Source organism: Arthrobacter sp. CAN_A6 (assembly GCF_015751715.1).
Lineage (GTDB): Bacteria > Actinomycetota > Actinomycetes > Actinomycetales > Micrococcaceae > Arthrobacter_D.
Map to the genome: position 1 here is coordinate 168,956 of NZ_JADOUV010000006.1, position 25,577 is coordinate 194,532.

Consider the following 25,577-nt stretch of genomic DNA (forward strand, 5'->3'; position numbering starts at 1 on the left):
GCTATCCGTGGTGGTACGAGCGGCCGCCGGCTATTTCCTGCGCCCGATACACCTGTTCCGCCAGGATGAGCCGGACCAGCTGATGGGGGAAAACCAGTGGGGACAACGACCAGACGAAGTCCGCGCGGGTGTGCACGCCGGCGTCGACGCCGTACGCTCCACCGATGATCAGGGTGACGCCGCGCGAACGGTCCAGGGGATGCAGCAGCGTGCGGGAAAGGGCCGGGGAGTCGATCGCCTTGCCGCGCTCGTCGAGCAACACCACGAAGTCATTGCCTGAAAGCTTGGTCATCAGGCGCTCGGACTCTTCCTTCCGAGCCGGTTCGCCCTCCCGGGACGAGTGCGGAAGGAACTGCCACGTGAGGTCAAAGGGCTTCTTGAGGCGTTTCTCGTAGCGTGCAATCCCCTCAAGGACCCAGCTTTCATGTTTTCGGCCGACGGCCAGCACCCGGATCGCCATGCTCCACAGGCTACCCCGGCCGGAAGTCCCTCCCGATCCGTCGATCGCTCCGTGCGGCGCCACGGGACGCAGGGGAGAGACAGGGGAAGCCACGAGGTGAACGAAGCACGAACTTCAAGTAAAAAACGGCCGAACGTAGGCCAAAATCCTTCTGGCGTACTACTGTCATCATCAGTACGCTTACTAAATTCAGGGACCAATCGGAAATGGGGTGGGATCATGGTGGATTTCGATGAAACTTCCTCCGGGGACGTGCCGGACCGGGCGTCAGGCCGGGCGAGGACTGTAGGAGTAATCCTCGCAGGCGGAATCGGTGCGCGGATGGGGCTCGATATCCCCAAACAATTGGTTCCGATCGCGGGCAAGACGAGTCTCGAGCACACTGCGGGGATCTTCCAGGACTGCGGCTTCATCGACGAGGTGCTCGTGATGATGGATCCGGGATCCATCCCGCGAGCCCGGGAACTGCTGACGCAGGCGCACTACCCCAAGATCACCGGAATCCTCGCCGGCGGTCGGGACCGGAACGAGACCTCCTTCCTTGCCCTGCGGGAGATCGCCGACCCCACCGCGAAAGTCGTCTTCCACGACGCCGTTCGTCCGCTGATCGATGCCGGCATCATCAAGGCCTGCATCGATGCACTGGACACCTATGCCGCCGTCGACACCGCGATTCCTTCCGCTGACACCATCATCGAGGTGGACGAGCACGACGTCATTCGGGCCATTCCACCCCGGGCATCGCTGAGGCGGGGCCAGACTCCGCAGGCCTTCCGCTGGGAGACCCTGATGCGCGCCTACGTCCTCGCGCGCCAGGACCCCGCATTCGCGGCGACGGATGACTGCAGTGTGGTCCTCAAGTACCAGCCGGACGTCCCGATCATCGTCGTTCCCGGGCACGAGGCGAACATCAAGATCACCCACCCCATCGACATCCACCTCGCCGACAAGCTCTTCCAGCTCAAGCACCAGAGCACGGGGCCGGTTCCCCTGCCCACCTCGACCCTTCGCGGCGTCGCCGTCGTGGTGCTCGGTGGAAGCTCCGGCATAGGTGCCGAGCTCGCTCGACAGCTGGAGGAAGAGGGGGCCGACGTCGTCTGCCACAGCCGCGGGGGCAGTGGCACCTTCGTTGAGGACCGGGCCTCTGTGAAAGCTGCGCTCGCTTCCGCAGCGGCACGTTTCGGGAAGATCGACCACGTGGTGCTCACCGCCGGGGTGCTGACGGTGGGGGAGCTCGTGACGCTCACCGACGAGCAACTGCAGCACGACGTCGGGGTGAATCTGATGGCGGCATTCGTGGTGGCGCAGGAGGCGCATGCCTACCTCAGCGAATCACAGGGCTCCCTCCTGCTCTACTCGTCGAGTTCCTATACCCGGGGACGCGCCAAGTACACCGTCTACTCCGCCACCAAGGCCGCCCTGGTGAACCTGACGCAAGCGCTGGCCGATGAGTGGAGCGCCGACCGGATCCGGGTCAACTGCATCAGTCCAAGCCGCACCGCCACACCGATGCGCGAGAAGGCTTTCGGTGTGGAGGAAAAGAACACCCTGGTGCAGGCAGCCACCGTGGCGCGCTCGAGCCTCCAGGTGCTGGCCTCCGATTCCACGGGCCAGGTCTTCGATGTCCGCCTGCCGCAGACCGATCCCCTGCTGACGGAACTGGAACCTGTCCGTTGAGCGGGTCACTCACAGCGGATGCGCTGCGATTGACCATCTCGGATGTGACGGTTTCGGAGGGGGAACCCCTGTCACTCCTGCTCGGTGGTCGGCGCATCTGGACGTTCAGGGCACCGAGCGAAGCGGCCGAACAGCGCAGGTGGTCGGTGGAGTGGCCGCCCGCGCTCGCCGAACGCCTGACCGGGCAGGCCACCCTCGCCGTCGAACGCGATGGTGTGCCCCTGGTGGGTGAGCGGCTCGTAGCCTTCGATGACGGGACCAGCGAACTGCACCTGACCGAACCGGGGACGGGACTGCCCCAGGTGGTCAACAAGTGGGGCCGCGTGGCGCGGTCTTTCGAGGGGAGGGACGCCGGGCTGGTGGAGGATGTCCTCGACGAAGCGGAGCACCTGATCGCGCTGCTGCACAACGCCTTGAGTATCGACCTCTTCGTCACCGGCGGCACGCTGCTGGGGCCCGTACGCAACGGCAGGATCCTGGCGAACGACGACGACGCCGATCTCGCCTACCTCAGCGTCCACGACAACCCCTCCGACGTCGCGCTCGAAAGCTTCGAAGTGGAACGCACCCTGCGGGCACGCGGGTATGAGGTGGTGCGCCACTCCAGCGGGCACCTGCAGCTGATGTTCCCGGGCGGATCCATCACGGACCGCTTCTACCTCGATATCTTCAGCTACTTCGTCTGCTCGGGCTGGTTCTACGGTACTTTCCACGCGAGGGAACGTGCCGAACGGGTGAATATCCTTCCCCTGAAACGGTTTCCCGTGAACGGCCGCATGCTTCCCGGTCCGGCCGAGCCCGAACAACTGCTCGAGGCGATCTACGGTCCGAGCTGGGAGACGCCTGACCCCACGTTCACTTTCATCACCCCGCCGGCCGCGTTCCGCCGGTTCTACTGGTGGCTGAACCACTTCGACGTCGATCGGGAGAACTGGGAGGATCACCACCGGGCCGAGATCGCGGCAGGGCCGGCGGAATCGGAATCGGAGCTCGCCCGGAAAGCCCTCGAGGTCTTCGGGACGGGGTCGAGCATCCTTGATCTCGGATGCGGGCTGGGGGCTGATGCCCGCTTCCTCGCCGGATCGGCACGTTCCGTCCTCGCGGTCGACTACAGCCGACCGGCCATCCAGTACGCCGGCTCGCAGCGGAAGGCATCGACGGGGTTCCTCCGTTTCGAGGCCGTCAACCTGAACATGGCACGCTCTGCGCTCCACCTTCGGAAGCAGTGCGTCGCGCTCGACGGCACCGTGAACGTCTACGGCAATCGCCTGTTCGATGCCCTGAGTCCGCTCGGCTGGGACACTACCCTGATGCTGGTCAAACATCTCCTGCACAGCAGCGGCAGCCGCGGGATGTTCGAAGTGGCAACGGACGGCCCGGGCGAATCGGTCCGCTGGAACGGGTGCCAGCTGGTCGGCTGGGACCGCTTCCAGGAGCAGCTCCGGCGCTACGGGCTGGTCATCGAGGACGAGGAAACAGTTGTCTCGGACGAGCCGCAGGACGCGGCAGGGGCAGGATCGACGCGAAAGCGCGTCATTGTGCGGAAGGAGAAAAGGTGAGAAGAAGTCGGAACGGAACAGGGGAACCACACCAGGACCTTCCAGGTGAGATGGCCGAACTTCGGCAGGAACTGCAGGCCCTGAAGGCCGAAGTGGCCCGCCTCGATGCCGACCTCGACGAGTCCCGCAGGCTCAATCTGCGTGCGGCGGAGCTGCTGGACGTCGTCTACGAGGAATTGGGGGACCGTCATGTCCGGGCCTGACGGAAATCCGCCCATCGAGCTGATCGGCGGGTTCGAGAGCACGTTCCTCCCGGCCCATGACCGGGACATCTTCGAAACCACGGAGCACGACCTCCGGTGGCGGGAGGACCTCGAGCTGCTCAGCAGATCGGGCATCCAGCGCCTGCGGTATCCCGTCCGGTGGCACCGCATCGAGGAAACCGAAGGTACCTACGACTGGTCGACCACCGACGAGGTCCTGGGCTACCTCTCCGACAACGGCTTCCGCCCCATCGTGGACCTCGTCCACCACACGAGCTATCCCCGTTGGCTCTCGGACGGCTTCGCGGATGCGCGCTTCGGCGACGCCTACCTCCGCTACGCTGAGGCCTTCGCGCGGCGCTACCCGTGGATCGAGGAATACACGCTCTTCAACGAGCCGTTCTCCACCCTGTTCCTCAGCGGTCACGAGGCGATCTGGCCTCCCTACCACTCGGGGCTGAAGGGCTTCATCGACCTCATCGTGAACGTGCTGCCCGCGGTGGCCGAGGCGAGCCGCCTCTACCGGACCCTGCTGCCCGCCGCCCGCCACGTCTGGGTGGACACGTGCGAATTCCACACGGGGGCCGACCCCTCGGGCTGGTCCTACGCCGACATGGCCAACGAGCGCCGTTTCCTGGTGCTCGACGCCTTCCTGGGCAGGGACTACGACGACGCCGGTCAGCTGGCGAGGGATCTTGCAGCCGTGGGCGGCGAGCGGCTCAAGGGACTGACGCCCGGCTTCGTCGACGTCCTCGGCCTGGACTACTACGCCCACTGCCAGTGGAACTTCTCGATCGACGGAGGCTCCACGCCCACCCCTTCACCGCTGCCCCTGGCCGACCAGATCGGGCAGTACTGGGAGCGCTACGGACTTCCCTGCATGATCACCGAGACGAATGTCCGCGGACACACCTCGGACCGCGCCACCTGGTTCAAATACGTCCTCGAGCAGTGCGAGACGGCGCAGGAGCGGGGAATCCCCCTTGACGGCCTGTGCTGGTTCCCGGTCATCGACTCCACCGACTGGGATTCGCTGCTGTTCCGCTGTGACGGCCATATCGATCCCGTGGGAGTTTACTGGCTCGACGAGAACCTCGAGCGGCGGGGCTCGGTCATGGCGACGTCGTATGCGCTGGCCGCGGGCGGTGCCCGTGCCGCAGACCTGCCCGCTTACCGGTTGGAGGAACCGGTGAGCACCTGGCTCCAGGGGTATTCCCCGCAGATGTCGCACTGGGACTGGCTTGAGCCGCCCTCCACCGACATCGGATCAAGCCTTCCCCGAACAACCACTCGAATGGAATTGAGGATCGTCGATGCAAAGTGAACTCATCGTCCTGTCGCACCTACGGTGGGACTGGGTATGGCAACGGCCACAGCAGCTGGTCTCCCGGCTCGGCAAGGCGCCCGCCCGGAAGACCTGGTTCGTCGAAGAGCCGCTGACTCCCCTGGGCGGGACCACCGGCAACCGGCTCAACAGCACGGAGGTCGATGGCCTGACCCGCGTGTGGCTGGAGATCCCCGAGCAGGGCAGGCACGTCGGCTTCTTCGACGAGGTGATGCCCGACTACGTCGAGCAACTTCCACAGCTGATCGGTGAGCCCGAGGGCGAGCGCGTGGTGTGGATCTACACGCCGCTGGCACTCGAAGCGGCACTCGCCCTGAATCCCACCACGCTCGTCTATGACGTCATGGACGATCTTGCGGCTTTCAAGAACGCAGCCCCGGAGCTTCTGGTCCGTCAGCGGCAGGCGCTGAGGAAGGCCGACGTCGTTTTTGCAGGGGGGAAGTCGCTCCACCGGTCGGTCGTCAAACAGGGGAGGGAGGACGCCCACCTGATACCCAGCGGAGTATCGACCGAGCACTATGCTGCGGCCGCCCGCACCGCCGATCCGGACCGCAGCAAACCCACGGCGGGCTACGTGGGAGTGCTTGACGAGCGGCTCGACCTGGACCTCGTGGCCGACCTCGCCGCGGAGTTGCCCGACTGGGAAATCCGGATGATCGGCCCGATCTGCAAGATCGACGCCACGGATCTCCCGCAGGCGGCGAACATCACCTACCTGGGTCAGCAGGCGTATCAGGACCTTCCGCACCTGATGGCTGAATTCGATGTAGCGCTGATGCCGTTCGCCCTCAATGAGTCGACTAAATCGATCAGCCCCACGAAGACGCTCGAATACCTCGCCAGCGGTCTCCCCGTGGTGTCGACGCGGGTCCCCGACGTCGTCGCGGATTTCGAGGGAGTGGTCGACCTGCGGGACGACGCCGGCGGTTTCGCGGCGGCGTGCCGTCAGCTTCGGGGGCGGGCCGGCAAGCCTGCTTCCGCGGAGCTGAACCGCCTGATGAGAAGACATCACTGGGACCGCATTGCGGCGCTCATGGAAAAACTGGCGTTCACGCCGGAGGGTGCCCGATTGGAGTCCGCAGCTGCCGAGGCAACTGCCTAGCTGCCATGTCTCCTTCTGAACTGCGCGCGGATGCTCACATCTCCGCTGAGCATCCGCCGCACCAGCACCTCCTTCTGCACCTGAGTGACACCCACTTCGTGGGGCGGCCGGAGCCGCTCTACGGGGCGGTCGACAGCGAAGCCCGACTCAAGCAGCTGCTCGGTGACATCCAGGCCTCCGGTATCCGGCCCGATGCCCTGATTTTCACGGGAGACCTGACCGACAAGGGCGAGCCGGAGGCTTACCGGAAGCTCCGCGACGCCGTCGAGCCGGTGGCCCGCGAGCTCGGTGCGCCGCTCATCTGGCTGATGGGCAACCATGACCGACGTGAGAATCTTCGTGAGTGCCTCCTCGATGAAGCGCCCGAGGCAGCGCCGCTGTACCGCAGCTACCGGATCGGGGGCCTCCGGATTCTCACCCTCGACACTTCGGTGCCGGGCCACCATTACGGTGAACTGGACGAGGATCAACTGGTCTGGCTCACGGCGGAACTTGCGACGGCCGCACCGGAGGGGACCATCCTTGCAATGCACCACCCTCCCATTCCGATGATCCAGAACCTCGCGGTGCTGACCGAGCTGCGGAACCAGGACCGCCTGCGCGGCGTGATCGAAGGATCGGACGTGCGGCTCATCCTCGGCGGGCACCTGCACTTCTCGTCGTCATCGATGTTCGCCGGAATCCCGGTGTCCGTGGCGTCGGCAACCTGCTACACGCAGGATCTCCACGTGCCCGACGGCGGCGTCCGCGGGCGCGACGGGGGCCAGGGCCACAACCTCGTGCACGTGTACCCGGATAGCATCGTCAATTCGGTGGCGCCGCTCGGGTCGTTCCGAACTGTTGGGAGGCACCTGTCGGCCGAGGAGGTCGAGGAACGGGTCCGGGATGCCGGCCGATCGGGGGCCAAGACCTAGCAGCCCCATCGAGGAAGGTGCTGCCCCGGCGTGTTTTAATGAGCGCGTGAAAAGGACCACGAAACCCGCGGTCCTCGCTGCAGCACTCACCCTGATCTATTCCGGTATCGGCATATCGATACCGAGCTTCTGGGTGGACGAGGCAGCGACCATCAGTGCCGTCGACCGCAGTTTCGCCGATATGATGCGCATGACCCAGAGTATCGACGCAGTGCACGCGTTCTATTACGTCCTCATCAATGCGTGGACCGCCGTGTTCGGACTCTCGGAGACCGCGCTCCGCTTCCCGAGCCTGCTGGCGGTCTCAGCCGCCGCGGGGCTCCTTGTGGCGATCGGACGTCGTCTGGCTGGTACCACCTACGGCCTCGTCGCTGCCCTGCTGTTCGTAGTGCTGCCGCGTACCCAGTATGTGGCGACCGATGCCCGGTCCTACGCCCTTGCATTGCTGTTCGCGGTGCTCGCCACGTACTTCCTGGTGCGGATCCGCGAGCACCCCTCCGGCCGGCTCTGGGCGGGGTATGCCGCAGCGGCGATGGTGGCCACCTTGCTGTCCTTGTATGCCGGGCTGGTTTTCGTCGCCCATGTCCTGACAGTGCTCCTCGATCCGGTGCTACGGCGCCGCTGGAAAGCGGTGCTTGCCCTCAGTCCGGCCTGGCTGATTCCCACGACAACCCTCGCGATCATCGGTGCGAGCCAGCAGTTCCAGATCTCCTGGATCCGGCCGATCGACGGCAGCGTGTTCTTCGAGGTGGCCTTCTTCCAGTTCTTCACCGACGCGTACATGCTGCTCGACGGGAAACCGGTTCCCGAGCACACGCCGTTCGAGAGCGTATCCATGTACGGGCTTGCAGCGGTGATGTGGACCCTTGCGGCTGCCGGCGCCGTCCGATCCCGGCGGCATTTCCTCGTAAAGCTCGCGCTTCCCCTCCTTGTGCTGCCCCTGATTGCGGTGATCGGCGGCTCGCTTGTTTTCGGCTCGCCGTACTATTTGCCCCGCTACCTGTCATTCCTCCTTCCTACGCTTCCACTCCTCGCGGCTGCGCTGGTTCCGCGCCCGGCCGAGGGCCGGGGGCCGGGGACGACGTCGCGGCAACGTGCCGTCGTCCTGCTGGCCGTGGTGGTGCTGGCACTTCCGTCCTATGTAGGCCAGCGGACGGAGTTCGGCCGGAGCCCCCTCGACGATTTCAGGTTCGTTGCCCAGACACTGGGCGACGGCGCGCGGCCCGGTGATGCGGTGGCCCTGCTGGGCGACGCGGACCTGGCGCAAAGCGCGTACCCGGACTCATTCGCCGGCTTGGTGGACACGACAGTCGGCATCAGTGCAGCCGATTGGGGCAGGATCTACAACCAGCGGTTCGGCCTCGAGGCGTCGGAGGACAGAATCCTGCAGCACGATACGGTGTGGCTGGTCCATCCGGCGGAGGACGATGCCGACGAGGAGATCCTTGTCTCCTTCGGCTACGAAGCCGAGGCGCGGTTCGAGGGCACGGGCAGCGCCGTGGTGAAATTCGTTCGTAACGGGTAGCGGAAAGGCCCCTGCTTCCCTGTATCTAGGGCTAACAGAAGCACGGCCGCCGGTGTGGCCTGCGGGCCTTCACGGCGGCCGGGCTTCCTGTGTACCAGCGTTTGACCGGCCAGCGGTGTTCAGCCGGCTGGTTCTGCGGTGCGGCGACGGACGACGTAAGCGCCGCCGGTCAGAGCGATGAGGGCCAGCCCGCCACCGATGGCGAATGTACCGATGCCGGTTCCGGTTCCGGTTTCCTGGACGACGCCGGTGTCAGCGCCACCAACGGGCATCTCCACCTGTCCGGCCGCCAGGGTGCCGCACAGCGCCGGTGAGGTTGCTGCCAGGGGCAGTGCGGGGGCGAGGTCGGACTTGGCTGCCGCACCGGCCGGACTGAGGGTCGCCGGGTCGAGGCCATGGACGACGACGACGGCAGTGCCGGCGTCGAGGGCGGCCTTGGTCTCAGCATTCAGTTCGAACGTCCGGTCAATCGTGTAGGCGGCCCCCTTACCGGCGAGGTTGATGTCAGCGGCAGCTGCGGGGCTGGTGTCACCGCTGGTGGAGAGGGTGGTGAGGACTCCGCCGTAGAACGGAGCCCCTTCGGTGGTGGAGATGACCTGGTCGCCGTCCTTGTCAGCAGAGGGATCCGGACAGGTACCCTGCGCTCCGCCGTGGATGTGCTGGACGTGCGGGTAGGGCATATCCATGAATGTCGCGGGCATATCCGAAACGTTCAGCAGTACCTGAGCCTCATTGCCCGTGACGTGAACTTCTATGGTGGCCGAGCCGGAGCTGCCGTTGAGCTGGCCCAGGGTGGCCTGGTAGGACTGGTCAGCGGCCATGGCCGGCGATCCAGAAAGGGCAAGTGCGCCCATAGCGAGGGTGGGTACTGCCATAAAGCGGAGTGTCTTGTTCATTGGAGAATCCTCCTCATACACACGCGGTTGATGGTGACTCCAAGGAAGGGGACACCAGTACTTCCAAGCACGCCACCCCAAGAATGGATGGGGAGGGTCCTATACCACAGTTTATGAGCCCAAGGCAAAAGCACAACCCCGGAAGCTATCTATTCTTGGGCTATCTTCGGGGAACTTGCTGCCGTCATAGTGTCGATGGGTGCCTGACCCAAGCCCGATCGTTACTGCGGGTCCCCAGCAGTGGCTCGCTCAGGCTCCTCGACATACTCATTGCGCGCGCTGATCAGCAGACCCAGCGCCGCGCCTACCACACACATAATCGCGGTGATCGAGAATATTTCTCCGTACTGCAGGACGTATGCCCCGCGGATCCGCCCGGCCTCGGCCAACAACCGTTCCTCGAGTGTGCCGCCCGTGCTGGCGGGCAGCCTGGTCAGATGCTGGTTGAACCGGTAGAGGCCCCATGCGCTCAGCGCCGCGATGCCGAGCAGCATGCCGATCATGCGGGCGACCACGATCGCGGCCGATCCGATCCCGTGTTGGGCGGCGGGAACCACGCGAAGCGTGGCGGACGTCAGCGGACCGATTACCAGGCCGAGACCCAGGCCGGCAATCGCGAGGTCGGTGTCCAGTGTCGGCAGGGTGAATGGTCCGAGATCGTGTTGTGCCGTCAGCACATCGACGGACCATTTCGAGATCAGCAGATAGCCCACTGCGGCGAGGAGCAGGCCTGCGAACGCTACGATCCGGTCGCCGATACGTGTGGCCAGCCATCCGCCGAGTAGCGCCCCGATCGGGAGCGCGACGAGGAAGCGCAGCAGCAGGAGAGCGGCCTGGTTCTGGTCTTGACCCAGGACGCCCTGACCGAACAGCTCGACGTTGACCAGCGTCACCATGAGTGCTGCGCCGGCGGTCATCGACGCGCCAAGTGCCGCCAGGAACGGCCTGACGTGCACTCCTGCCGGTTCGAGCAGGCGGGTGCGGGCGAACCTCTCCCAGACGAAGAATGCGATGGTCGCCACGGCGGCCGCGATCAGCACCGGCATTCCCCAGCTGGGCAACACCAGCTTGCCGTCGGGCTTGGGGTTGTAGAGCCCGATCACGATCAGGCCCAGGGCGATGGCCAATAGCAGACCACCGACCACGTCAACCTTCTGGGGGTGATCGGTTTCCTGCCGGTCCGGCAGGCTGAAGTGGATCATCACCATCGCGATCACCGCAAGCGGCACGTTGACCCAGAAAACAGCCTGCCAATGCTGGAACAGCCCGACCAAAGCGATGCCGTACAGCGGGCCGAGCACGCTGCCCAGTTCCTGTACGGCGCCGACACCGCCCAGCACGGTTGCGCGGTTGCGTGCAACCCACAGTTCTGCGGCCAAGGCCATCGTCACCGGCAGCAGGGCGCCGCTGGCGGCACCCTGGAGAGTACGGCCGAGGACCAACATGGTGAGATCGGCCGACAGTGCCGTGACTACCGATCCGAGCGCGAAGCCGGCCAAACTGACCTGAATGAGCATCTTCCGTCCGAACCGGTCCGACGCCCGACCCAGGAGCGGCATCGCCACGATGTAGCCGAGCAGGTAGCCGGTGATGATGGGGGTGACCCGCTGGAGCTGATTCACTCCGATGCCGACGTCGCGCATGATGTCGGTCATGATCGTGACGACGACGTAGGTGTCGAGCGCGCCCAGCGCCACTGCGAGACTGGCCGCGCTGATCGCGATGCGGCGATTGGTCGGCACCCGCCCGGCTGCCGGGGGCCGGCCCTGAATCACCCTGCCGGATTCTCGACGGTGACCGGTTCGCCCCACTCGGACAGGATCATGGTGACACTGTTACCGGGGCTGGGCTCCAACCGGACCTGCATCAGCTCACGGTTGCCGTCCTCGGAGATCCACGCCGTGCCAGGGACAGGGTCCGTTGCCCCGATCTGCGGGGAGATGTTGTTGACCGCGTCCGCGGCGACGTTGCCGGTGATGCGTACAGTGTCCACGCCCTCGACGGTCTCCTGTCCGTCGATGTTGGGATCGGAGAAACTGGCGAGCACGTTGGCCAGCCCCACGTCAGGGTCCAGGATCGTCGCGACGTCATAGACGTTGGATGCCGGCCCGAAGTTGGTCAGGCTGCCTCCCGACGTGATGGCGGCCCACAGGTTGCCGTCGGAGACCACGAACTCAACCCCTTTGAGCTGCTGGTCAAGATATGTCATGTCGAGTGTGCCCTCGGCAGCGACCGCGGGAGTCTGTGTAAGATCGCCCTCGACGAACTCGACCGGCAGTCCCGCGATTTCGCCCTCGACCGAAAGCTCGAGATGCGTGCTGGTCTGGGCTCTGGTGGTCTCGCTCGACTCATTCAACAGGGCGGCGGGGTCGGGGGGATCCTCCGACGATGGGCCGGGACCGGGACTGGTGCACCCTGCAACGAGGGCGATGCCGGCGATGAGGAGCGCGAAGATCACCACAAAGCGGAACTGCAGGGCTGCACTGTACATGGCCGAATTGTACACGCCTGCATCAATCGTGCGTCTGGTTCGCTGTTGTCGTTTCCGAGCGGCTGGAATTCCAAGCCTGTGAGGGGAAGTTCTAACTCTGCCCGGTGAAGGACGTCCATTCCGGGAGGACCGTGGGGTACTCGATGGACTCGCGGGTGCAATCCTCTCTGGCCGTCACCGCGTTGGAGAACGCGGTGCGGGCACATCGTCCTCCAGGGACCGTCGTCCATTCAGACCGTCGTCTCGGAACCATTTCGAAGAAAGCGAAAGGCCCTGCTCCCCTCTGTTTACAGGGGAAGCAGGGCCTTCTCGGTGGCGGTGACGGTGGGATTTGAACCCACGTTGGCTTTTACACCAAACAACATTTCGAGTGTTGCACCTTCGGCCGCTCGGACACGTCACCAACGCCGCTACTTTACCGGGTTTCGTGCGTTCTGCCCAAAACGGCGGGCAACGGCCGAGGAATCAGAGCTCGACGACGTCGTTCCTGCCTGTGTCGGGCTTCGATCCGGTGACAAGCCCCTTGACCATCTTCACGGCGGAGACGACGCGGGGAGCTTCCATGGACCAGTATTCGGCGGTGTCGGCGTCGACCCTGATAAGGGCGACAGTGGGGTCGTCCCGGCCGTTCTCGAACCAGGCGGAAACGGAGGGGCCCCACAGTTCGTCGATCTTCGCCTGGTCCTTGGTCAGGGTCGCCGTGCCCGCGATGGAGAGGTAGCCCTTGCCGGAGCTCACCGACACGTTGACCTGCGGGTTCGCCCGGATCTCGTCGGCTTTGGGGGACGGGTCCTCCGTGAAGAACCAGAGGTCGCCGTCGAAGTCCTTACCGTGCAAGGCGAGGGGGCGGCTGACGAGCCGACCCTCACGGCTCACCGTCGTGAGGATCGCGATGTCCGCGTTGTCGAGAATCTTGTGTACTTCCTTCATGCCGTCCTGCTGGGTATCCACTACGTACTCCTTGGAAGTTCGGTTATCCGGAAATACTAAGCCTACGCACTATTGTCCGGCGTCGGAATTCGAGCGTTGCCCGACGAAGAAATCCCTCAACAGCGCGGCGGACTCCTCTCCGCGGACGCCGGGGAACACCTCGGTCCAGTGGTTGAGCCTCCGCTCGCGCAGGACGTCGAAGACCGAGCCCGACGCTCCTGCCTTGGCGTCCCAGGCGCCGAACACCACGCGCGGAATCCTCGCGAGCACCGAGGCCCCCGCGCACATTGCGCAGGGCTCGAGCGTGACGACGAGCGTGCACCCCTCGAGCCGCCAGCTTCCCAGGGCCGCCGCCGCTGCGCGGATCGCCACCACTTCCGCGTGCGCCGTCGGATCGTCCAGCTCCTCGCGCTGGTTCCAGCCGGTGCCCAGCACCGCGCCGGTCGGACCCACGACGACGGCGCCGATCGGGACATCGGCGCTGGCAACGGTTCTCCGGGCCGCCTGCAGGGCGTAGCCCATCCACTGCTCATGGCGGGCGCTGCCGCTGACGGCGGGATCGGTCAGGTCTGGGGGCATGTGCTCAATGGTACTTTTGAGCTATGCGAGTACTGGTAGTCGACCACCCCCTGGTAGCCCACAAACTCACGGTTCTCCGGGACAAGGACACCTCGTCGCCGGTGTTCCGCCTCCTCACCGAAGAGCTCGTCACGCTGCTGGCCTATGAGGCCACCCGCGACGTCCGGGTGGAGCCGGTGCGCATCGAAACTCCCGTCACGTCGACCGACGGAACCGGGCTGGTCAAGCCGACACCGCTCGTGGTGCCCATCCTGCGTGCCGGCCTCGGCATGCTCGAGGGGATGACACGCCTCGTCCCGACGGCGGAGGTCGGTTTCCTGGGAATGGCTCGCAACGAGGAGACGTTCGAGGCCATCACCTACGCCGAGCGCCTCCCCGACGACCTCACAGGACGCCAGGTGTTCGTTCTCGATCCGATGCTCGCCACCGGGGGAACCCTTCGCGAGGCGATCAAGTTCCTGTTCGCCCGGGGAGCCGCTGACATCACCTGCATCTGCCTCCTGGCAGCTCCCGAGGGACTCGCAGCGCTCCGGGAGGAGCTCGAGGGCAAGAACGTCACCATCGTCCTCGCCTCGATCGACGAGAAGCTGGATGAGAAGTCCTACATCGTTCCGGGCCTCGGTGACGCCGGCGACCGTCTGTACGGCGTGGTGGGCTAGCAAAACTTCGTCTGCTGTCGGTAGCCGAAACGCCGCGATTGCGGTATGAGTGTTGATCATAAAAGACGGAACGTTCCATCCCTGCGATTTCCTAAGAAAAACTGACGCGGGAAGGATCCCGTCGGATCGCCGTGGGGTGCTTTCGTCCAGCGGCACCTGCGCCTCCTGCACGCACCTTCCCCCTGCTTCGTGGACAACCGCCACCATTGTTACTTGCGGGTACTGGATTGTTACGTGCAATAATTTGGAGGGTGAACACCAACTCGACAGCATCTGCAGCCGCAGTTCCTTCCGTGGGCCTTCTGCCCGTTGCGGAAACTCGCTGTCTCCGAATGCGCGCGTAACGGCTCCATCCCAGCCTTTTCCGCACTCCAAGCCCAACGGCGGGCGCCACTGAAGCATCATCCCGACCGGGCACATCCAAGCATTCGCGCCGGAATGACGGCACACACTCTGAGGTTGTTTTCATGTCAGTTTCTTCGGGCTACGTCCATATCTCCCTCCGCACCGCCCAGAACCGGGCCGGTGGACGCCAGCAGCACAGCTCCGTACACCCCGGCTACGGCCAGGCGCAGACCTATCCGGCGCCGTCGTACCGCCCGCCGCTCGCTCAGGTGGCTGGTCCTGCACCTGGTCCTGCCGCAGCCACCGATACGGCCCCTGTTCCCGTTGTCGTGCCGAACGGAGTGCCGGGGCCGCAGGCCGTCTCCGGAGACACCACTGCCCGGGGCTTCGTCCTGTACGTGGCCATCGACGAGGGCACGGCGGCCGATCACGGCACCACGCTGTCCCGGCTCGCCTCGGATGCCCGTGCCTATGTTCGTTCACTCATCGGTGCTGTCGAGACCCACGCAGCAGTTGCACTCGCACCGGCCGATGCCGCAGGAAGCGACATCGACGTGGTCCGGGCGGCCCTCGGGGACCCCACGGTTGAACGCCGGGCACGCGAAACGCAGCACAGTGCCCCGCCTGCCGCGCCACGGCCCACCGGCGTGCTGATCGATCTTGCCCGCCGGGAGGTGCACCTCGACGGCGAGACGCTCAACCTCACGTTCAAGGAATTCGAACTCCTGAACTACCTTGTCGAGAACGCTGCAAGGACCGTCGGCCGCGAGGAGCTGCTGAGCGGACTGTGGCGTAACGCCGACGAGGTGCCCAACGAGCGGACCATCGATGTTCACATCCGGCGTCTCCGCTCGAAGCTGGGCCGGCTGGCCAACACGGTTCGCACCGTGCGCGGGCAGGGCTACCGTTTCTACGACCATCCTGAAGTTGTGGTGTGGGCGGCACCTGAGTACTCGATCTAGCCGAACGCCGGCGTGCGGGCCGTGACCGTTGGCCGTGGCCGCTAGACTTTCGCGCATGGCCTCCTCCCATCTGAAACGCCTCATGCTGCTGCGTCATGCAAAGGCGGAGTGGAGCGAGGGGGTTCCGGATCATGAGCGCTCTCTGAGCTCGCGTGGGCACCTCGATGCACCGTTGATCGGGAGGTGGATGGCCGACAACGCCCTTCCCGACCTGATCCTGTGCTCCTCGGCACTGCGCGCCCGTCAGACCTGCACCTGGGTCTGCAAGGAGCTCGGCGACAAGGCGCCCACGCCCAAGCTCGAGGACGGGTTGTATGCGGCACGTCCGGGGGAGATCCTCGCGCTGATCAACCAGGTGCCCCCCACTGTCACCAGCCTCTTGGTGATCGCGCACCTTCCGGGGGTCCAGGAGCTCGCGATGCGGCTGGCCTCGGTCGAATCGAACGAGGAGGCCGTGGTGGACCTCGCGACGGATTATCCGACGGCGGGACTCACCGTGCTGCAGCACCCGCATGAATGGGCGGAGCTCGACGGTCGCGACGCCGCCGTCACCGACTTCGTGGTCCGGCGGGCGTCCGCTTCCAGGCGGGGCTAGAGCCCGTACTTCTCGAGCAGCCGCAACCAGACCTCGCTGATCGTCGGGTAGGAGGGGACCGCGTGCCAGAGGCGGTCCAGCGGTACCTCACCCACGATGGCAATGGTCGCCGCATGGAGCAACTCCGCGACGTCGGGTCCTGCGAACGTCATGCCGACCAGTACCTTGCGGTCCTCGTCCACCACCATCTGCGCCCAGCCCTCGTACCCGTCGGAGTGGAGGGCCGACCCGCCGACCTCAATGGCGAGGGAGGTTTCCGAGGCGTTGACCCCGGCCTTGCGCGCCTGCTCCAGCGTGCGGCCCACCATCGCGATTTCAGGATCGGTGAAGACCACCTGGGGAACGGCATAGCTGTTGGCTGTGGAGGTGTACTTGGTCCAGTCCCCGGCGGCATCGCCCAGTTTCCCGGCAGCGCGCGCCACGATGGCGTCGCCGGTGGCCCGCGCCTCGTATTTGCCCTGATGCGTGAGCAGCACTTTGCCTGCTGCGTCCCCCACTGCATACAGCCAGCCGCCTGCGCCGGTCACCCGCCCCGTGTCGTCGGAATCCAGGGCCTTGGGGTCGAGCCCCAGATGCTCGAGGCCGAGCCCGGAGGTGTTGGGGTGCCGGCCGGTGGACACCAGGAGCTTTTCGGAGGTAACCGTCCGGCCGTCGTTCAGCGTCAGGGTGAAGTGCCCGGATTCGTTCTGGGAAACCGCGGCGGTCTCGGTGTTGGTGAGGAGTGTGATGCCCTCTTTCTCGAGTCCCTTGCTGACCAGTCGGGAAGCTTCCTCCGGGTAGCTCTCGAGGATCCCGCTGCGGGCCACGACGGTGACCTCGGCCCCCAGCCGCGAGAATGCCTGTGCCAGTTCCACTCCGGCAACCCCGCCGCCCAGCACGGTGAGGCTCGCCGGCACCTCCTTGGCCGACGTCGCCTCGCGGGTGCCCCAGAAGGGCAGGTCTGCCAGCCCGTCGATAGCGGGTTCGATGGGTGTTGAGCCGGAGGCGAGCACGACGGCGTGGCGCGCTCGCACGGTGGTGGCGTCGCCGTCGGAGGTTATCTCCACCTCGCGCTCACCGGTGATCCGAGCCCGGCCGCGCATCAGCGTGATGCCGGCGTTCTCTGCCCAGTCCGCCTGGGAGGAATCGTCCCAGTTGGACGTGAACTCGGTACGGCGGTCCAGGACCTGCTGTGCATCGAGGGACCCCGTCGCAGCCTCGCGCGCGCCGGGAAGCGAGCGCGCCGCCGCGAGTGCGGCCGGAGGTCGGAGGAGCGCCTTCGACGGCATGCAGGCCCAGTAGGAACACTCACCTCCTACGAGGTCGGACTCGATCAGCACCGCGGAAAGCCCGGCCTGCACCACCCGCCCCGCCGCATTCTCGCCGACGGCGCCGGCTCCGATCACAATGACGTCAGTAATTCCGGGATTGCTCATGAGCCGAGCCTTCCATCCGCTCCCTGCGGAGGCAAGCTTCATACCGTAGCCTGATGGAGCCGCTGCCTGCCGGTGCTGGTCTCACATCCGGAGGAAAGAATGAAACGAGTGCGCCCACGCCGACTGCACCGGATCGGCGCCCTGGCCGTCGTGGCCCTGCTGGGAAGCGGGCTCATCGTCTCCTGCTCGGAGCAGTTCTCCTCCTCGGAGACCGGTTCCGAGGAGTCCGCCAAGACCCCGGCCCGCATCAACGGGTACCGGAGCGTCGGCTACTTCCCCCAGTGGGGCGTCTATGGGCGTTCCTTTCCCATGAAGGCCCTCCAGGACTCAGGCGCCGCTGGAAATCTCAGCCACATCAACTACGCCTTCGGCAACATCCACCACGAGACGCTCACCTGCTTCGAGGCGAATCAGGCGCAGGAAAGCGGGCCGGACGGGTCCGACGGCGCCTCCGACGCCTGGGCCGACTACGGCATGGCCTACGACGCCGCCGGGTCGATCGCCGGGATCGGGGACACCGCCGAGCAGCCGCTGGCCGGATCGTTCAACCAGCTCCGGCAGCTCAAGGCGGCCAACCCCGGGCTGCGCGCGGTGATCTCCCTCGGCGGGTGGACCTGGTCCAAGAACTTCTCGCGTGCCGCGGCCACCGACGAATCGCGCAAGGCGCTCGTCGCCTCCTGCATCGACCTGTACATCAAGGGGAACCTTCCGGTGATCGAGGGCAGGGGAGGGAGCGGGGCTGCGGACGGCATCTTCGACGGCATCGACATCGACTGGGAGTGGCCGGGCAGCAACAACGGGCTCGAGGGGAACGGGGTGGACCGCGGCAACGACGCCGAGAACCTCCGGCTGCTGGTGAAGGAATTCCGCAAGCAGCTCGACGCCCATGGTGAGAAAACAGGGCGCTCCTACTCCCTCAGCGCTTTCCTCCCCGCGAACCCGGCGGATATCGAGGCCGGTGGTTGGAACGACCCCGAATTGTTCGACTACCTCGACTTCGGGAACATCCAGGGCTACGACCTGTGGGGAACGTGGGAGCCAGGGATGACCGGTCACCAGGGAAACCTTTTCGACGACCCGAACGATCCACGCCCCGACGGCGAGCGTTTCTCAGCGGACCAGGCAGTGAGCGCATACCTCGATGCAGGAATCGACCCGGCCCAGCTCGGGCTCGGCCTCGCCGCGTTCGGCAGGGGCTGGGCGGGCGTCGACACCGAGGAGCCCTGGGGTACCGCCACCGGCCCTGCGCCGGCGAGCGAGGAGCCGGGCCTTGAGGACTACGACAGGCTACGCGGGGTCGGCGAGGAGTTCACTGACACGACGCTCGGGGCGGCCTGGCGGTTCGACGGCGACAAGTGGTGGAGCTACGACAACCCCGAAACCCTGCGCATCAAGAGCGGCTACATCCAGGACAAGGGGCTCGGCGGTGCTATGTGGTGGGACCTCGCCGGCAACCGCGACGGTTCCCTGATGGCTGTGCTGTCCGACCAGCTGCGCGAAGCATCCCGCGGGCCGGCCCTCGACCGGGTCCTGCCCGAAACCGTTGTCCAGCCGTCGAGTGCGGAAGCGGCGTCGCCGGGTGTGCCCGCGCAGGCTCCCGCGACGGCACCGTCGCCGTCGCTGTCCGCCCAGGAAGCTGCCGCCGCCGAGCCCGTGGAATGGAACGAGGGCGAGGTGTACACCGAGGGCCGGCGCGTGATCTTCGGGGGCGAGGTGTACCGGACGCAATGGTGGACCCGCGGCGATGTTCCCGGCGCCGAGGAATGGGGCCCGTGGAGGCCCGCGGGCGACTGACCGCGGCGAGCAGGAACTGAGAAGCGCAGAAAATGCGAAAGGCCCCGGTCGAGAACCGGGGCCTTTCGCATTGCTTCAATGAACCTGGTGCGCGCGAAGGGATTCGAACCCCCAACCTTCTGATCCGTAGTCAGATGCTCTATCCGTTGAGCTACGCACGCAAGCGGTGGGCAATAAACCGTTCCACCAGCCAGCCGTTTGGCCGTAGTCAACTTTACAGCCAAATATCAGGAGTGCCTAATCAGCCGGATCACCGTCGAAAGACTATACCGGTCTATGTGACCTTTATCACAGCGAAGCCGGTTTGGGCTCCGCTCCGGCTTGATTCGCCGCGGATAATTGCCTTCGGAAGGAGTTTCCGCTTTCCATTGCGCCGACCATCGAAATAACGCCCGCTTAGCATCAATACACACCAGCCACCCAACGAAGGGGAAGAGTAATGGGCGATCCCGTGCGCCAGCAGGTTGAAGAAAGTCAGACTACCGCCGACCGGAGCGAGGCGAATGCTTCCGGATCTGCTGCGGGTAGCCATGCCGCGCCGACCACCCACTCAGCGCTGCTTGCCTGGGTTCGTGAAGTCGCCGAAATGACGCAACCCGCCAGCGTGTACTGGGTGAATGGCTCCAAGGAGGAAAACAACCGGCTCACCGACGAGCTCGTTGACGGAGGCACCCTCGTCCGCTTGAATCCCGAGACCTTTCCGCATTCTTTTGCGGCGTTCTCCGACCCCGCTGACGTCGCGCGCGTGGAGGAGCAGACGTTCATCTGTTCCAAGGACGAGCGCGAGGCCGGGTTCACGAACAACTGGATGGATCCCGTGCAGATGAAGGAGAAGCTGCGCGGGCTCTTCTCGGGCTGCATGCGCGGCCGCACCATGTACGTGATCCCCTTCGTCATGGGACACCTCGATGCCGAGGACCCGAAGTTCGGCGTCGAAATCACCGACAGTGCCTACGTGGTGGCCTCCATGCGCATCATGGCCACCATCGGCACCGAGGTCCTGGACCGGATCACCGAGCTCGACGCGGAATTCGTGCCGGCCCTCCACTCCCTCGGAGCCCCGCTGGCGGAGGGCGAGGAGGACGTGCCCTGGCCCTGCAACGAGGAGAAGTGGATCGTGCACTTCCCCGAAGAGCGTTCCATCTGGTCCTTCGGCTCGGGGTACGGCGGCAACGCCCTGCTCGGGAAGAAGTGCTACGCGCTGCGCATCGCCTCCGTGATGGCACGCGATGAGGGCTGGCTGGCTGAGCACATGCTGATCCTCAAGCTCACCTCACCGCAGGAGAAGACCTACTACCTGTCGGCTGCCTTCCCGTCGGCCTGCGGCAAGACCAACCTCGCGTTGCTCGATCCCACGATCGACGGATGGAAGGTCGAAACGCTGGGTGACGACATCACCTGGATGCGCTTCGGCAAGGAAGGCGAGCTGCGCGCGGTGAATCCGGAGGCGGGTCTCTTCGGCGTCGCTCCGGGCACCGGCTGGCACACGAACCCGAACGCGATGCGCGCCATCGCCAAGGGCAACTCCATCTTCACCAACGTGGCACTGACCGACGACGGCGGTGTGTGGTGGGAGGGCATGACGAAGGAAGTGCCGGAGCACCTGACCGACTGGCAGGGAAACGACTGGACACCGGAGTCAGGACGCACGGCAGCTCATCCGAATGCCCGCTTCTGCACCCCGATCGACCAGATCGACATGCTGGCGGAGGAATTCAACCGGCCCGAGGGCGTTGAGCTGTCAGCCATCCTCTTCGGTGGGCGGCGGAAGACCACGGTCCCGCTGGTGACGCAGTCCCGGAGCTGGGCCAACGGAATCTTCATGGGTTCCACCCTGTCCTCGGAGACGACGGCCGCAGCAGCGGGCGAGGTGGGCCGGGTGCGGCGGGATCCGATGGCGATGCTTCCCTTCATCGGATACGACGCCGGCGACTACCTGCGGCACTGGATCGACCTGAGCGCGAAGGCCGACCAGGAGCGCCTGCCCAAGATCTTCCTGGTCAACTGGTTCCGGCGGACGGCCGACGGCGGATTCGCCTGGCCCGGGTTCGGTGACAACTCCCGCGTCCTCAAGTGGGTCATCGAGCGCCTGGAGGGAACCGCAGACGCCGTCGAGACGCCCATCGGCTTCGTTCCGACCGGCGATGCCCTCGACCTGACGGGACTCGATATGACCCCGGCCGAAGTAGAGGCCGCCGTGCACGTGGACTCCGCGGAGTGGGCAGCCGAACTGGAGGGTATCGAGGAGTGGTACAGCCGCTTCGGGGACTCGTTGCCGGAGCAACTGACGGATCAGCTCAACGAGCTGAAGGAACGGTTCAGCGCGGTCTGACGGTTCCGGCAGAAGAACGGCCTCGCTACTTCCTGACCTGGAAGCAGCGAGGCCGTTCTACTTTCGAGGGCCACGGTCTCCGCCGGACCTATTGCCGGACCGGACTTATGGCCGGATTGGAATTACTGCCGGACCAGGGCGAGCACCCGGTCCACGACCTGGCGGAGCGTTGCCGGGTCCACCGCCTCGGCGTTCAGCCTCAGGTAGGGCTCCGTGTTGGAGGCGCGCAGGTTGAACCACCACTTCCCGTGGTCCGGTGTGAACGTGACGCCGTCGAGTTCGTCGACCACCACGCCGTCGGTTTCGAACTCTGCCCGGGCACGCCCGATCGCGGCAGGGAGATCCTCGACCTTCGAGTTGACCTCCCCCGAGGAGAAGTACGGTTCGTACTCGCGGCCGAGTTCGGACAGCGGGCCGTCCTGTGCGCCGAGCTCGGCGAGGACGTGCATGGCGGCGAGCATTCCGGTGTCGGCGTTCCAGAAGTCACGGAAGTAGTAGTGGGCGGAGTGCTCACCTCCGAAGACGGCTCCCTCTTCCGCCATCACTGCCTTGATGAAGGAGTGCCCCACGCGGGTGCGCACCGGTCGTCCTCCCTCGCGTGCAACGAGTTCGGGCACGGCGCGGGACGTGATGAGGTTGTGGATGATCACGGGGGTTTCCTCGCCGCCTGCCTGGGCACGGGTGATTTCCCGGCGGGCGATCATGGCGGTGACGGCACTGGGGGAGACCGGTGCCCCCTTTTCATCGATGATGAAGCAGCGGTCGGCGTCGCCGTCGAACGCGATGCCGATGTCGGCGCCGTGCCGCACGACGGCCGCCTGCAGATCGAGGAGGTTCTCCGGTTCGAGTGGGTTGGCCGGGTGGTTGGGGAACGTGCCGTCCAGCTCGAAATACAGCGGGACGATCTCCAGCGGCAACGCCGGCAGGAGGCGGTCGCCGAGGACCGCGGGCGTGGTCAGGCCGGCCATTCCGTTGCCGGCGTCGACCACCACCTTGAGCGGGCGCAGGGAGGAGAGGTCCACCTGCGAGCGCAGGAAGCGGGAGTACCCCGGCAGGACGTCGCGCACGCTGATGGAGCCGGGTTCGGCGACCTCGGGAATGGTCCCCTCGTCGAGGTATCGCTCGGCGAGGCTCTGGATCTCCTTGAGCCCGGTCTCGGAGGACAGGGGGACGGCGCCGGGACGGGTCATTTTCATGCCGTTGTACTGGGCCGGGTTGTGGCTCGCGGTGAAAGTGACGCCGGCGGCGTCGAGCGTCCCGCTGGCGTAGTAGAGCTCATCGGTCGAGATGAGATCGAGCAGCACCACATCGGCTCCGCGCCGGGTGGCACCTTTCGCGAAGGCGCTGGAGAATTCCGGCGACGACGGACGCATGTCCCCGCCGACCAGGATCGACTCGCCCGCCAGATCGAGGGAATCGACGAAGGCCGCACCCACTGCAGTCACGGTTTCCACCGTGATGGTTTCGCCGACGATACCCCGTACGTCATAGGCCTTGAATGAAGCAGAAAGATCGAAGGTTTTGTTCACGGTTTGAAGTCTAACTGTTGGAGGATCGCTCCCCCATGGGCCATTCGGCCGGCGTGTGCCGTCCGTCGGGTTGCCCACATACCCCTGCCCCGCCGCCTGGAATGGCAGTAGCGGCTGGAATACTTGGCAACATGCCACAGACAGCACTTCTTCGGGACCAGGCCACCAGCATGCTGCAATCGCTGGTCGGCAACGCGGACGCAGGTTTTCACGAAGGCCAGTTCGAAGCGATCGAGGCGCTCGTCGAAGGAGGCCGGCGGGCACTGGTCGTCCAGCGCACAGGGTGGGGCAAGTCCGCCGTCTACTTCGTGGCGAGCCTGCTGCTGAGGAACCGCGGCGCGGGCCCCACCCTGATCGTGTCCCCCCTGCTGGCGCTCATGCGTGACCAGGTAGCCGCCGCAGTCCGTGCCGGGGTGCACGCGGAGGCCATCAATTCCGCCAACCAGACCGACTGGGACGACATCACCGCGAAGCTCGACGCCAATGAGGTGGACGTTCTCCTGGTGTCGCCGGAGCGGCTGAACAACCCGGCATTCCGGGAACGCCACCTGCCCGAGCTGATGCGCCGCACCGGGCTGCTGGTGATCGATGAGGCACACTGCATCTCCGATTGGGGCCACGACTTCCGCCCTGACTACCGCAGGCTGCGCGAGCTCATTGCGGCGCTCCCCGAGGGCGTGCCGGTGCTTGCCACCACGGCCACTGCCAACTCCCGGGTGGTGAAGGACGTCGAGGAGCAGTTGGGCACCGGCGGCACCGATGTCTTCACGCTGCGGGGGAAGCTTGCGCGGGAATCACTGCGGCTGGGCGTCCTGCGCCTGCCGAGCCCGCGATCGCGGCTTGCCTGGCTTCTGACCCACCTGGATTCCCTTCCGGGGAGCGGAATCATCTACGCCCTCACCGTGTCCGCGGCCGAGGACACCGCACGGCTCCTCCGCGAGAACGGCCACGCGGTACGGGCATACACCGGGCGGACTGACTCTGTGGACCGGGAGGCGGCCGAGTCGGCGCTGAAGCAGAACGAGGTCAAGGCCCTGATCGCCACGAGTGCGCTGGGAATGGGATTCGACAAGCCCGACCTCGGTTTCGTGGTTCACCTCGGTGCACCCTCCTCACCCGTGGCGTACTACCAGCAGGTGGGCCGGGCCGGTCGCGGTACGCCCAATGCCGATGTGCTGCTGCTGCCCGGTGCCGAGGACCAGGACATCTGGGAATACTTCGCCACCTCCTCGATGCCCTCCGAGGATTCTGCACAGCAGGTCCTCGGGGCGCTGGAGCCCGGGATCGTTCTCTCGACACCTGCCCTGGAGGCGCGGGTCAACCTCAAGAGGTCGCCTTTGGAGCTGCTGCTCAAGGTGCTCGACGTCGACGGCGCCGTGCGGAAGGTATCGGGAGGCTGGGAGGCCACCGGCCGCGCGTGGGTCTACGACGCCGAAAGGTACCGACGGATCAGTGAGGCGCGGATCGCCGAGCAGCGCGCGATGCTCGACTACGAAAACACTTCGGCATGCCGGATGGAATTCCTCGCGCGCTCCCTCGATGACCCGACGGCGTCACCCTGCGGCCGCTGCGACAACTGCGCCGGGCCTTGGTACTCCGACGATATCGGGCACGACGCATCCGACAATGCGGGTCAGGCGCTGAGCCGGGTGGGCGTGGAGCTCGAGCCACGCGGGCAGTGGCCCAGCGGCATGGACAAACTGGGAGTGCAGGTCAAGGGCAAGCTCAAGCCCGGTGAGTTGGTGGGGACCGGGCGGGCGCTTGCCCGCATGACCGACCTCGGGTGGGGGAACCGGCTGCGGGAGCTTCTGGCCGACGCGAGCCCTGATGCCCCGTTGGACCCGGCCGTGATCGACGCCTGCATCCGGGTCCTGTCCCAGTGGAACTGGGATGCCCGGCCCGTTGCGGTGGTCGCGATGCCCTCACGGCGGCGCCCCCAACTCATCGGGTCCCTCGCGCAGGCGCTCGCCGGTGTGGGGAAGATACCTTTTCTCGGTGTACTGGGTACTCCGGAGGGCTGGCCCGCCGGGCAGCCGGGCGGCAACAGCGCCTTCCGGCTCGCCTCGGTGTGGGACCGGTTCAGTGTTCCGGCCGAAGGCCAGGCCTGGTTCGCAGCCAACCAGGGACCGGTGTTGCTGGTCGACGATCTCGCGGACAGCCGCTGGACCATCACCGTGGCAGGGCGCGCGTTGAGGATGGCGGGCGCGGAGTCGGTGCTGCCGTTCGCCCTTGCCCTGCGGGCCTGACGTACGTGCCTGACCCGCG

General features: G+C 65.9%; 21 protein-coding genes, 2 tRNA genes and 1 pseudogene. 14 read left to right on the forward strand and 10 right to left on the reverse strand.

Features of this window, described 5'->3' with window-relative positions:
- Position 1: 1 nt before the first annotated feature.
- Positions 2 to 460, reverse strand: a complete 459-nt coding sequence (locus tag IWX75_RS11765) for a 23S rRNA (pseudouridine(1915)-N(3))-methyltransferase RlmH (RefSeq protein ID WP_196822494.1) — start codon at positions 458 to 460, stop codon at positions 2 to 4.
- A gap of 219 nt (positions 461 to 679) precedes the next feature.
- Here IWX75_RS11765 and IWX75_RS11770 point away from each other — a divergent pair, with 219 nt between their 5' ends.
- From IWX75_RS11770 to IWX75_RS11800, 7 genes are read left to right on the forward strand one after another with little or no spacing between them, the layout of a single operon-like run.
- Positions 680 to 2,137 (forward strand): SDR family NAD(P)-dependent oxidoreductase, encoded by a 1,458-nt coding sequence (locus IWX75_RS11770; RefSeq protein ID WP_196822427.1) that lies wholly within the window; start codon positions 680 to 682, stop codon positions 2,135 to 2,137.
- Entirely contained in the window at positions 2,134 to 3,696 is a 1,563-nt protein-coding gene (locus IWX75_RS11775) for a class I SAM-dependent methyltransferase (protein ID WP_196822428.1), read from the forward strand. The genes IWX75_RS11770 and IWX75_RS11775 overlap by 4 nt, the downstream gene beginning before the upstream one ends.
- The gene (locus IWX75_RS11780; RefSeq protein ID WP_196822429.1) at positions 3,693 to 3,899 is read left to right on the forward strand and encodes a DUF6752 domain-containing protein; all 207 of its coding nucleotides are present in this window, start codon (positions 3,693 to 3,695) and stop codon (positions 3,897 to 3,899) included. Before IWX75_RS11775 ends, IWX75_RS11780 begins: the two co-directional genes overlap by 4 nt.
- Entirely contained in the window at positions 3,886 to 5,223 is a 1,338-nt protein-coding gene (locus tag IWX75_RS11785; protein WP_196822430.1) for a family 1 glycosylhydrolase, read from the forward strand. The genes IWX75_RS11780 and IWX75_RS11785 overlap by 14 nt, the downstream gene beginning before the upstream one ends.
- Positions 5,213 to 6,346 carry a glycosyltransferase gene (locus tag IWX75_RS11790; RefSeq protein ID WP_196822431.1) on the forward strand — a complete coding sequence of 378 codons (1,134 nt, stop codon included), beginning with the start codon at positions 5,213 to 5,215 and terminating at the stop codon, positions 6,344 to 6,346. Before IWX75_RS11785 ends, IWX75_RS11790 begins: the two co-directional genes overlap by 11 nt.
- Before the next feature lie 5 nt (positions 6,347 to 6,351).
- Positions 6,352 to 7,260, forward strand: a complete 909-nt coding sequence (locus IWX75_RS11795; protein ID WP_196822432.1) for a phosphodiesterase — start codon at positions 6,352 to 6,354, stop codon at positions 7,258 to 7,260.
- A 46-nt stretch (positions 7,261 to 7,306) separates the two neighbouring features.
- Entirely contained in the window at positions 7,307 to 8,785 is a 1,479-nt protein-coding gene (locus tag IWX75_RS11800) for a glycosyltransferase family 39 protein (RefSeq protein WP_196822433.1), read from the forward strand.
- A gap of 119 nt (positions 8,786 to 8,904) precedes the next feature.
- Here the strand turns inward: IWX75_RS11800 and IWX75_RS11805 are convergent, their stop codons facing one another.
- The 3 genes from IWX75_RS11805 to IWX75_RS11815 all read right to left on the reverse strand — a co-directional run bounded on the left by IWX75_RS11805 (position 8,905) and on the right by IWX75_RS11815 (position 12,172).
- Entirely contained in the window at positions 8,905 to 9,681 is a 777-nt protein-coding gene (locus IWX75_RS11805) for a hypothetical protein (RefSeq protein WP_196822434.1), read from the reverse strand.
- A 221-nt stretch (positions 9,682 to 9,902) separates the two neighbouring features.
- Entirely contained in the window at positions 9,903 to 11,456 is a 1,554-nt protein-coding gene (locus tag IWX75_RS11810) for an MFS transporter (RefSeq protein WP_334684291.1), read from the reverse strand.
- A complete protein-coding gene (locus IWX75_RS11815) occupies positions 11,453 to 12,172 on the reverse strand; it encodes an LppX_LprAFG lipoprotein (RefSeq protein WP_196822435.1) in 720 nt (239 codons plus the stop codon). Before IWX75_RS11815 ends, IWX75_RS11810 begins: the two co-directional genes overlap by 4 nt.
- A gap of 95 nt (positions 12,173 to 12,267) precedes the next feature.
- Here IWX75_RS11815 and IWX75_RS11820 point away from each other — a divergent pair.
- A pseudogene (locus IWX75_RS11820) lies at positions 12,268 to 12,411 on the forward strand (IS3 family transposase); the annotation flags it as partial.
- 74 nt (positions 12,412 to 12,485) lie between these two features.
- Here IWX75_RS11820 and IWX75_RS11825 read toward each other — a convergent pair.
- The 3 genes from IWX75_RS11825 to tadA all read right to left on the reverse strand — a co-directional run bounded on the left by IWX75_RS11825 (position 12,486) and on the right by tadA (position 13,681).
- Positions 12,486 to 12,575 (reverse strand) — tRNA-Ser (locus IWX75_RS11825).
- Positions 12,576 to 12,637: 62 nt separating this feature from the next.
- On the reverse strand, positions 12,638 to 13,123 hold the full coding sequence (locus tag IWX75_RS11830) for a pyridoxamine 5'-phosphate oxidase family protein (protein ID WP_196822436.1): 486 nt from the start codon (positions 13,121 to 13,123) through the stop codon (positions 12,638 to 12,640).
- A gap of 48 nt (positions 13,124 to 13,171) precedes the next feature.
- Positions 13,172 to 13,681, reverse strand: a complete 510-nt coding sequence (gene tadA, locus IWX75_RS11835) for a tRNA adenosine(34) deaminase TadA (protein WP_334684292.1) — start codon at positions 13,679 to 13,681, stop codon at positions 13,172 to 13,174.
- A 23-nt stretch (positions 13,682 to 13,704) separates the two neighbouring features.
- On the opposite strand from tadA, the gene upp reads away from it, so the two are divergent.
- The 3 genes from upp (at position 13,705) to IWX75_RS11850 (ending at position 16,242) form a co-directional block, all read left to right on the forward strand.
- Entirely contained in the window at positions 13,705 to 14,340 is a 636-nt protein-coding gene (upp, locus tag IWX75_RS11840; protein ID WP_196822437.1) for a uracil phosphoribosyltransferase, read from the forward strand.
- A 467-nt stretch (positions 14,341 to 14,807) separates the two neighbouring features.
- Positions 14,808 to 15,647 carry a winged helix-turn-helix domain-containing protein gene (locus IWX75_RS11845; RefSeq protein WP_196822438.1) on the forward strand — a complete coding sequence of 280 codons (840 nt, stop codon included), beginning with the start codon at positions 14,808 to 14,810 and terminating at the stop codon, positions 15,645 to 15,647.
- Positions 15,648 to 15,702: 55 nt separating this feature from the next.
- On the forward strand, positions 15,703 to 16,242 hold the full coding sequence (locus IWX75_RS11850; RefSeq protein WP_196822439.1) for a SixA phosphatase family protein: 540 nt from the start codon (positions 15,703 to 15,705) through the stop codon (positions 16,240 to 16,242).
- On the opposite strand, the gene IWX75_RS11855 is transcribed toward IWX75_RS11850, so the two are convergent.
- Positions 16,239 to 17,657, reverse strand: coding sequence for a dihydrolipoyl dehydrogenase family protein (locus tag IWX75_RS11855; protein WP_196822440.1), 1,419 nt, complete (start codon positions 17,655 to 17,657; stop codon positions 16,239 to 16,241). The genes IWX75_RS11850 and IWX75_RS11855 overlap by 4 nt on opposite strands.
- Positions 17,658 to 17,765: 108 nt before the next feature.
- On the opposite strand from IWX75_RS11855, the gene IWX75_RS11860 reads away from it, so the two are divergent.
- Positions 17,766 to 19,451, forward strand: coding sequence for a glycosyl hydrolase family 18 protein (locus tag IWX75_RS11860; protein ID WP_334684293.1), 1,686 nt, complete (start codon positions 17,766 to 17,768; stop codon positions 19,449 to 19,451).
- An 85-nt stretch (positions 19,452 to 19,536) separates the two neighbouring features.
- Here the strand turns inward: IWX75_RS11860 and IWX75_RS11865 are convergent.
- Positions 19,537 to 19,612: transfer RNA gene (locus tag IWX75_RS11865), tRNA-Arg, on the reverse strand.
- A 278-nt stretch (positions 19,613 to 19,890) separates the two neighbouring features.
- Here IWX75_RS11865 and IWX75_RS11870 point away from each other — a divergent pair.
- Positions 19,891 to 21,783, forward strand: coding sequence for a phosphoenolpyruvate carboxykinase (GTP) (locus IWX75_RS11870; protein WP_196822441.1), 1,893 nt, complete (start codon positions 19,891 to 19,893; stop codon positions 21,781 to 21,783).
- Between the two features lie 122 nt (positions 21,784 to 21,905).
- Here IWX75_RS11870 and IWX75_RS11875 read toward each other — a convergent pair whose 3' ends face one another.
- A complete protein-coding gene (locus IWX75_RS11875) occupies positions 21,906 to 23,312 on the reverse strand; it encodes a phosphomannomutase/phosphoglucomutase (protein WP_196822442.1) in 1,407 nt (468 codons plus the stop codon).
- A 131-nt stretch (positions 23,313 to 23,443) separates the two neighbouring features.
- Between IWX75_RS11875 and IWX75_RS11880 the strand changes: the two genes are divergently transcribed.
- Complete coding sequence (locus IWX75_RS11880; RefSeq protein ID WP_196822443.1) at positions 23,444 to 25,558, forward strand: RecQ family ATP-dependent DNA helicase; 2,115 nt, start codon at positions 23,444 to 23,446, stop codon at positions 25,556 to 25,558.
- The last annotated feature ends 19 nt before the right edge of the window (positions 25,559 to 25,577 follow it).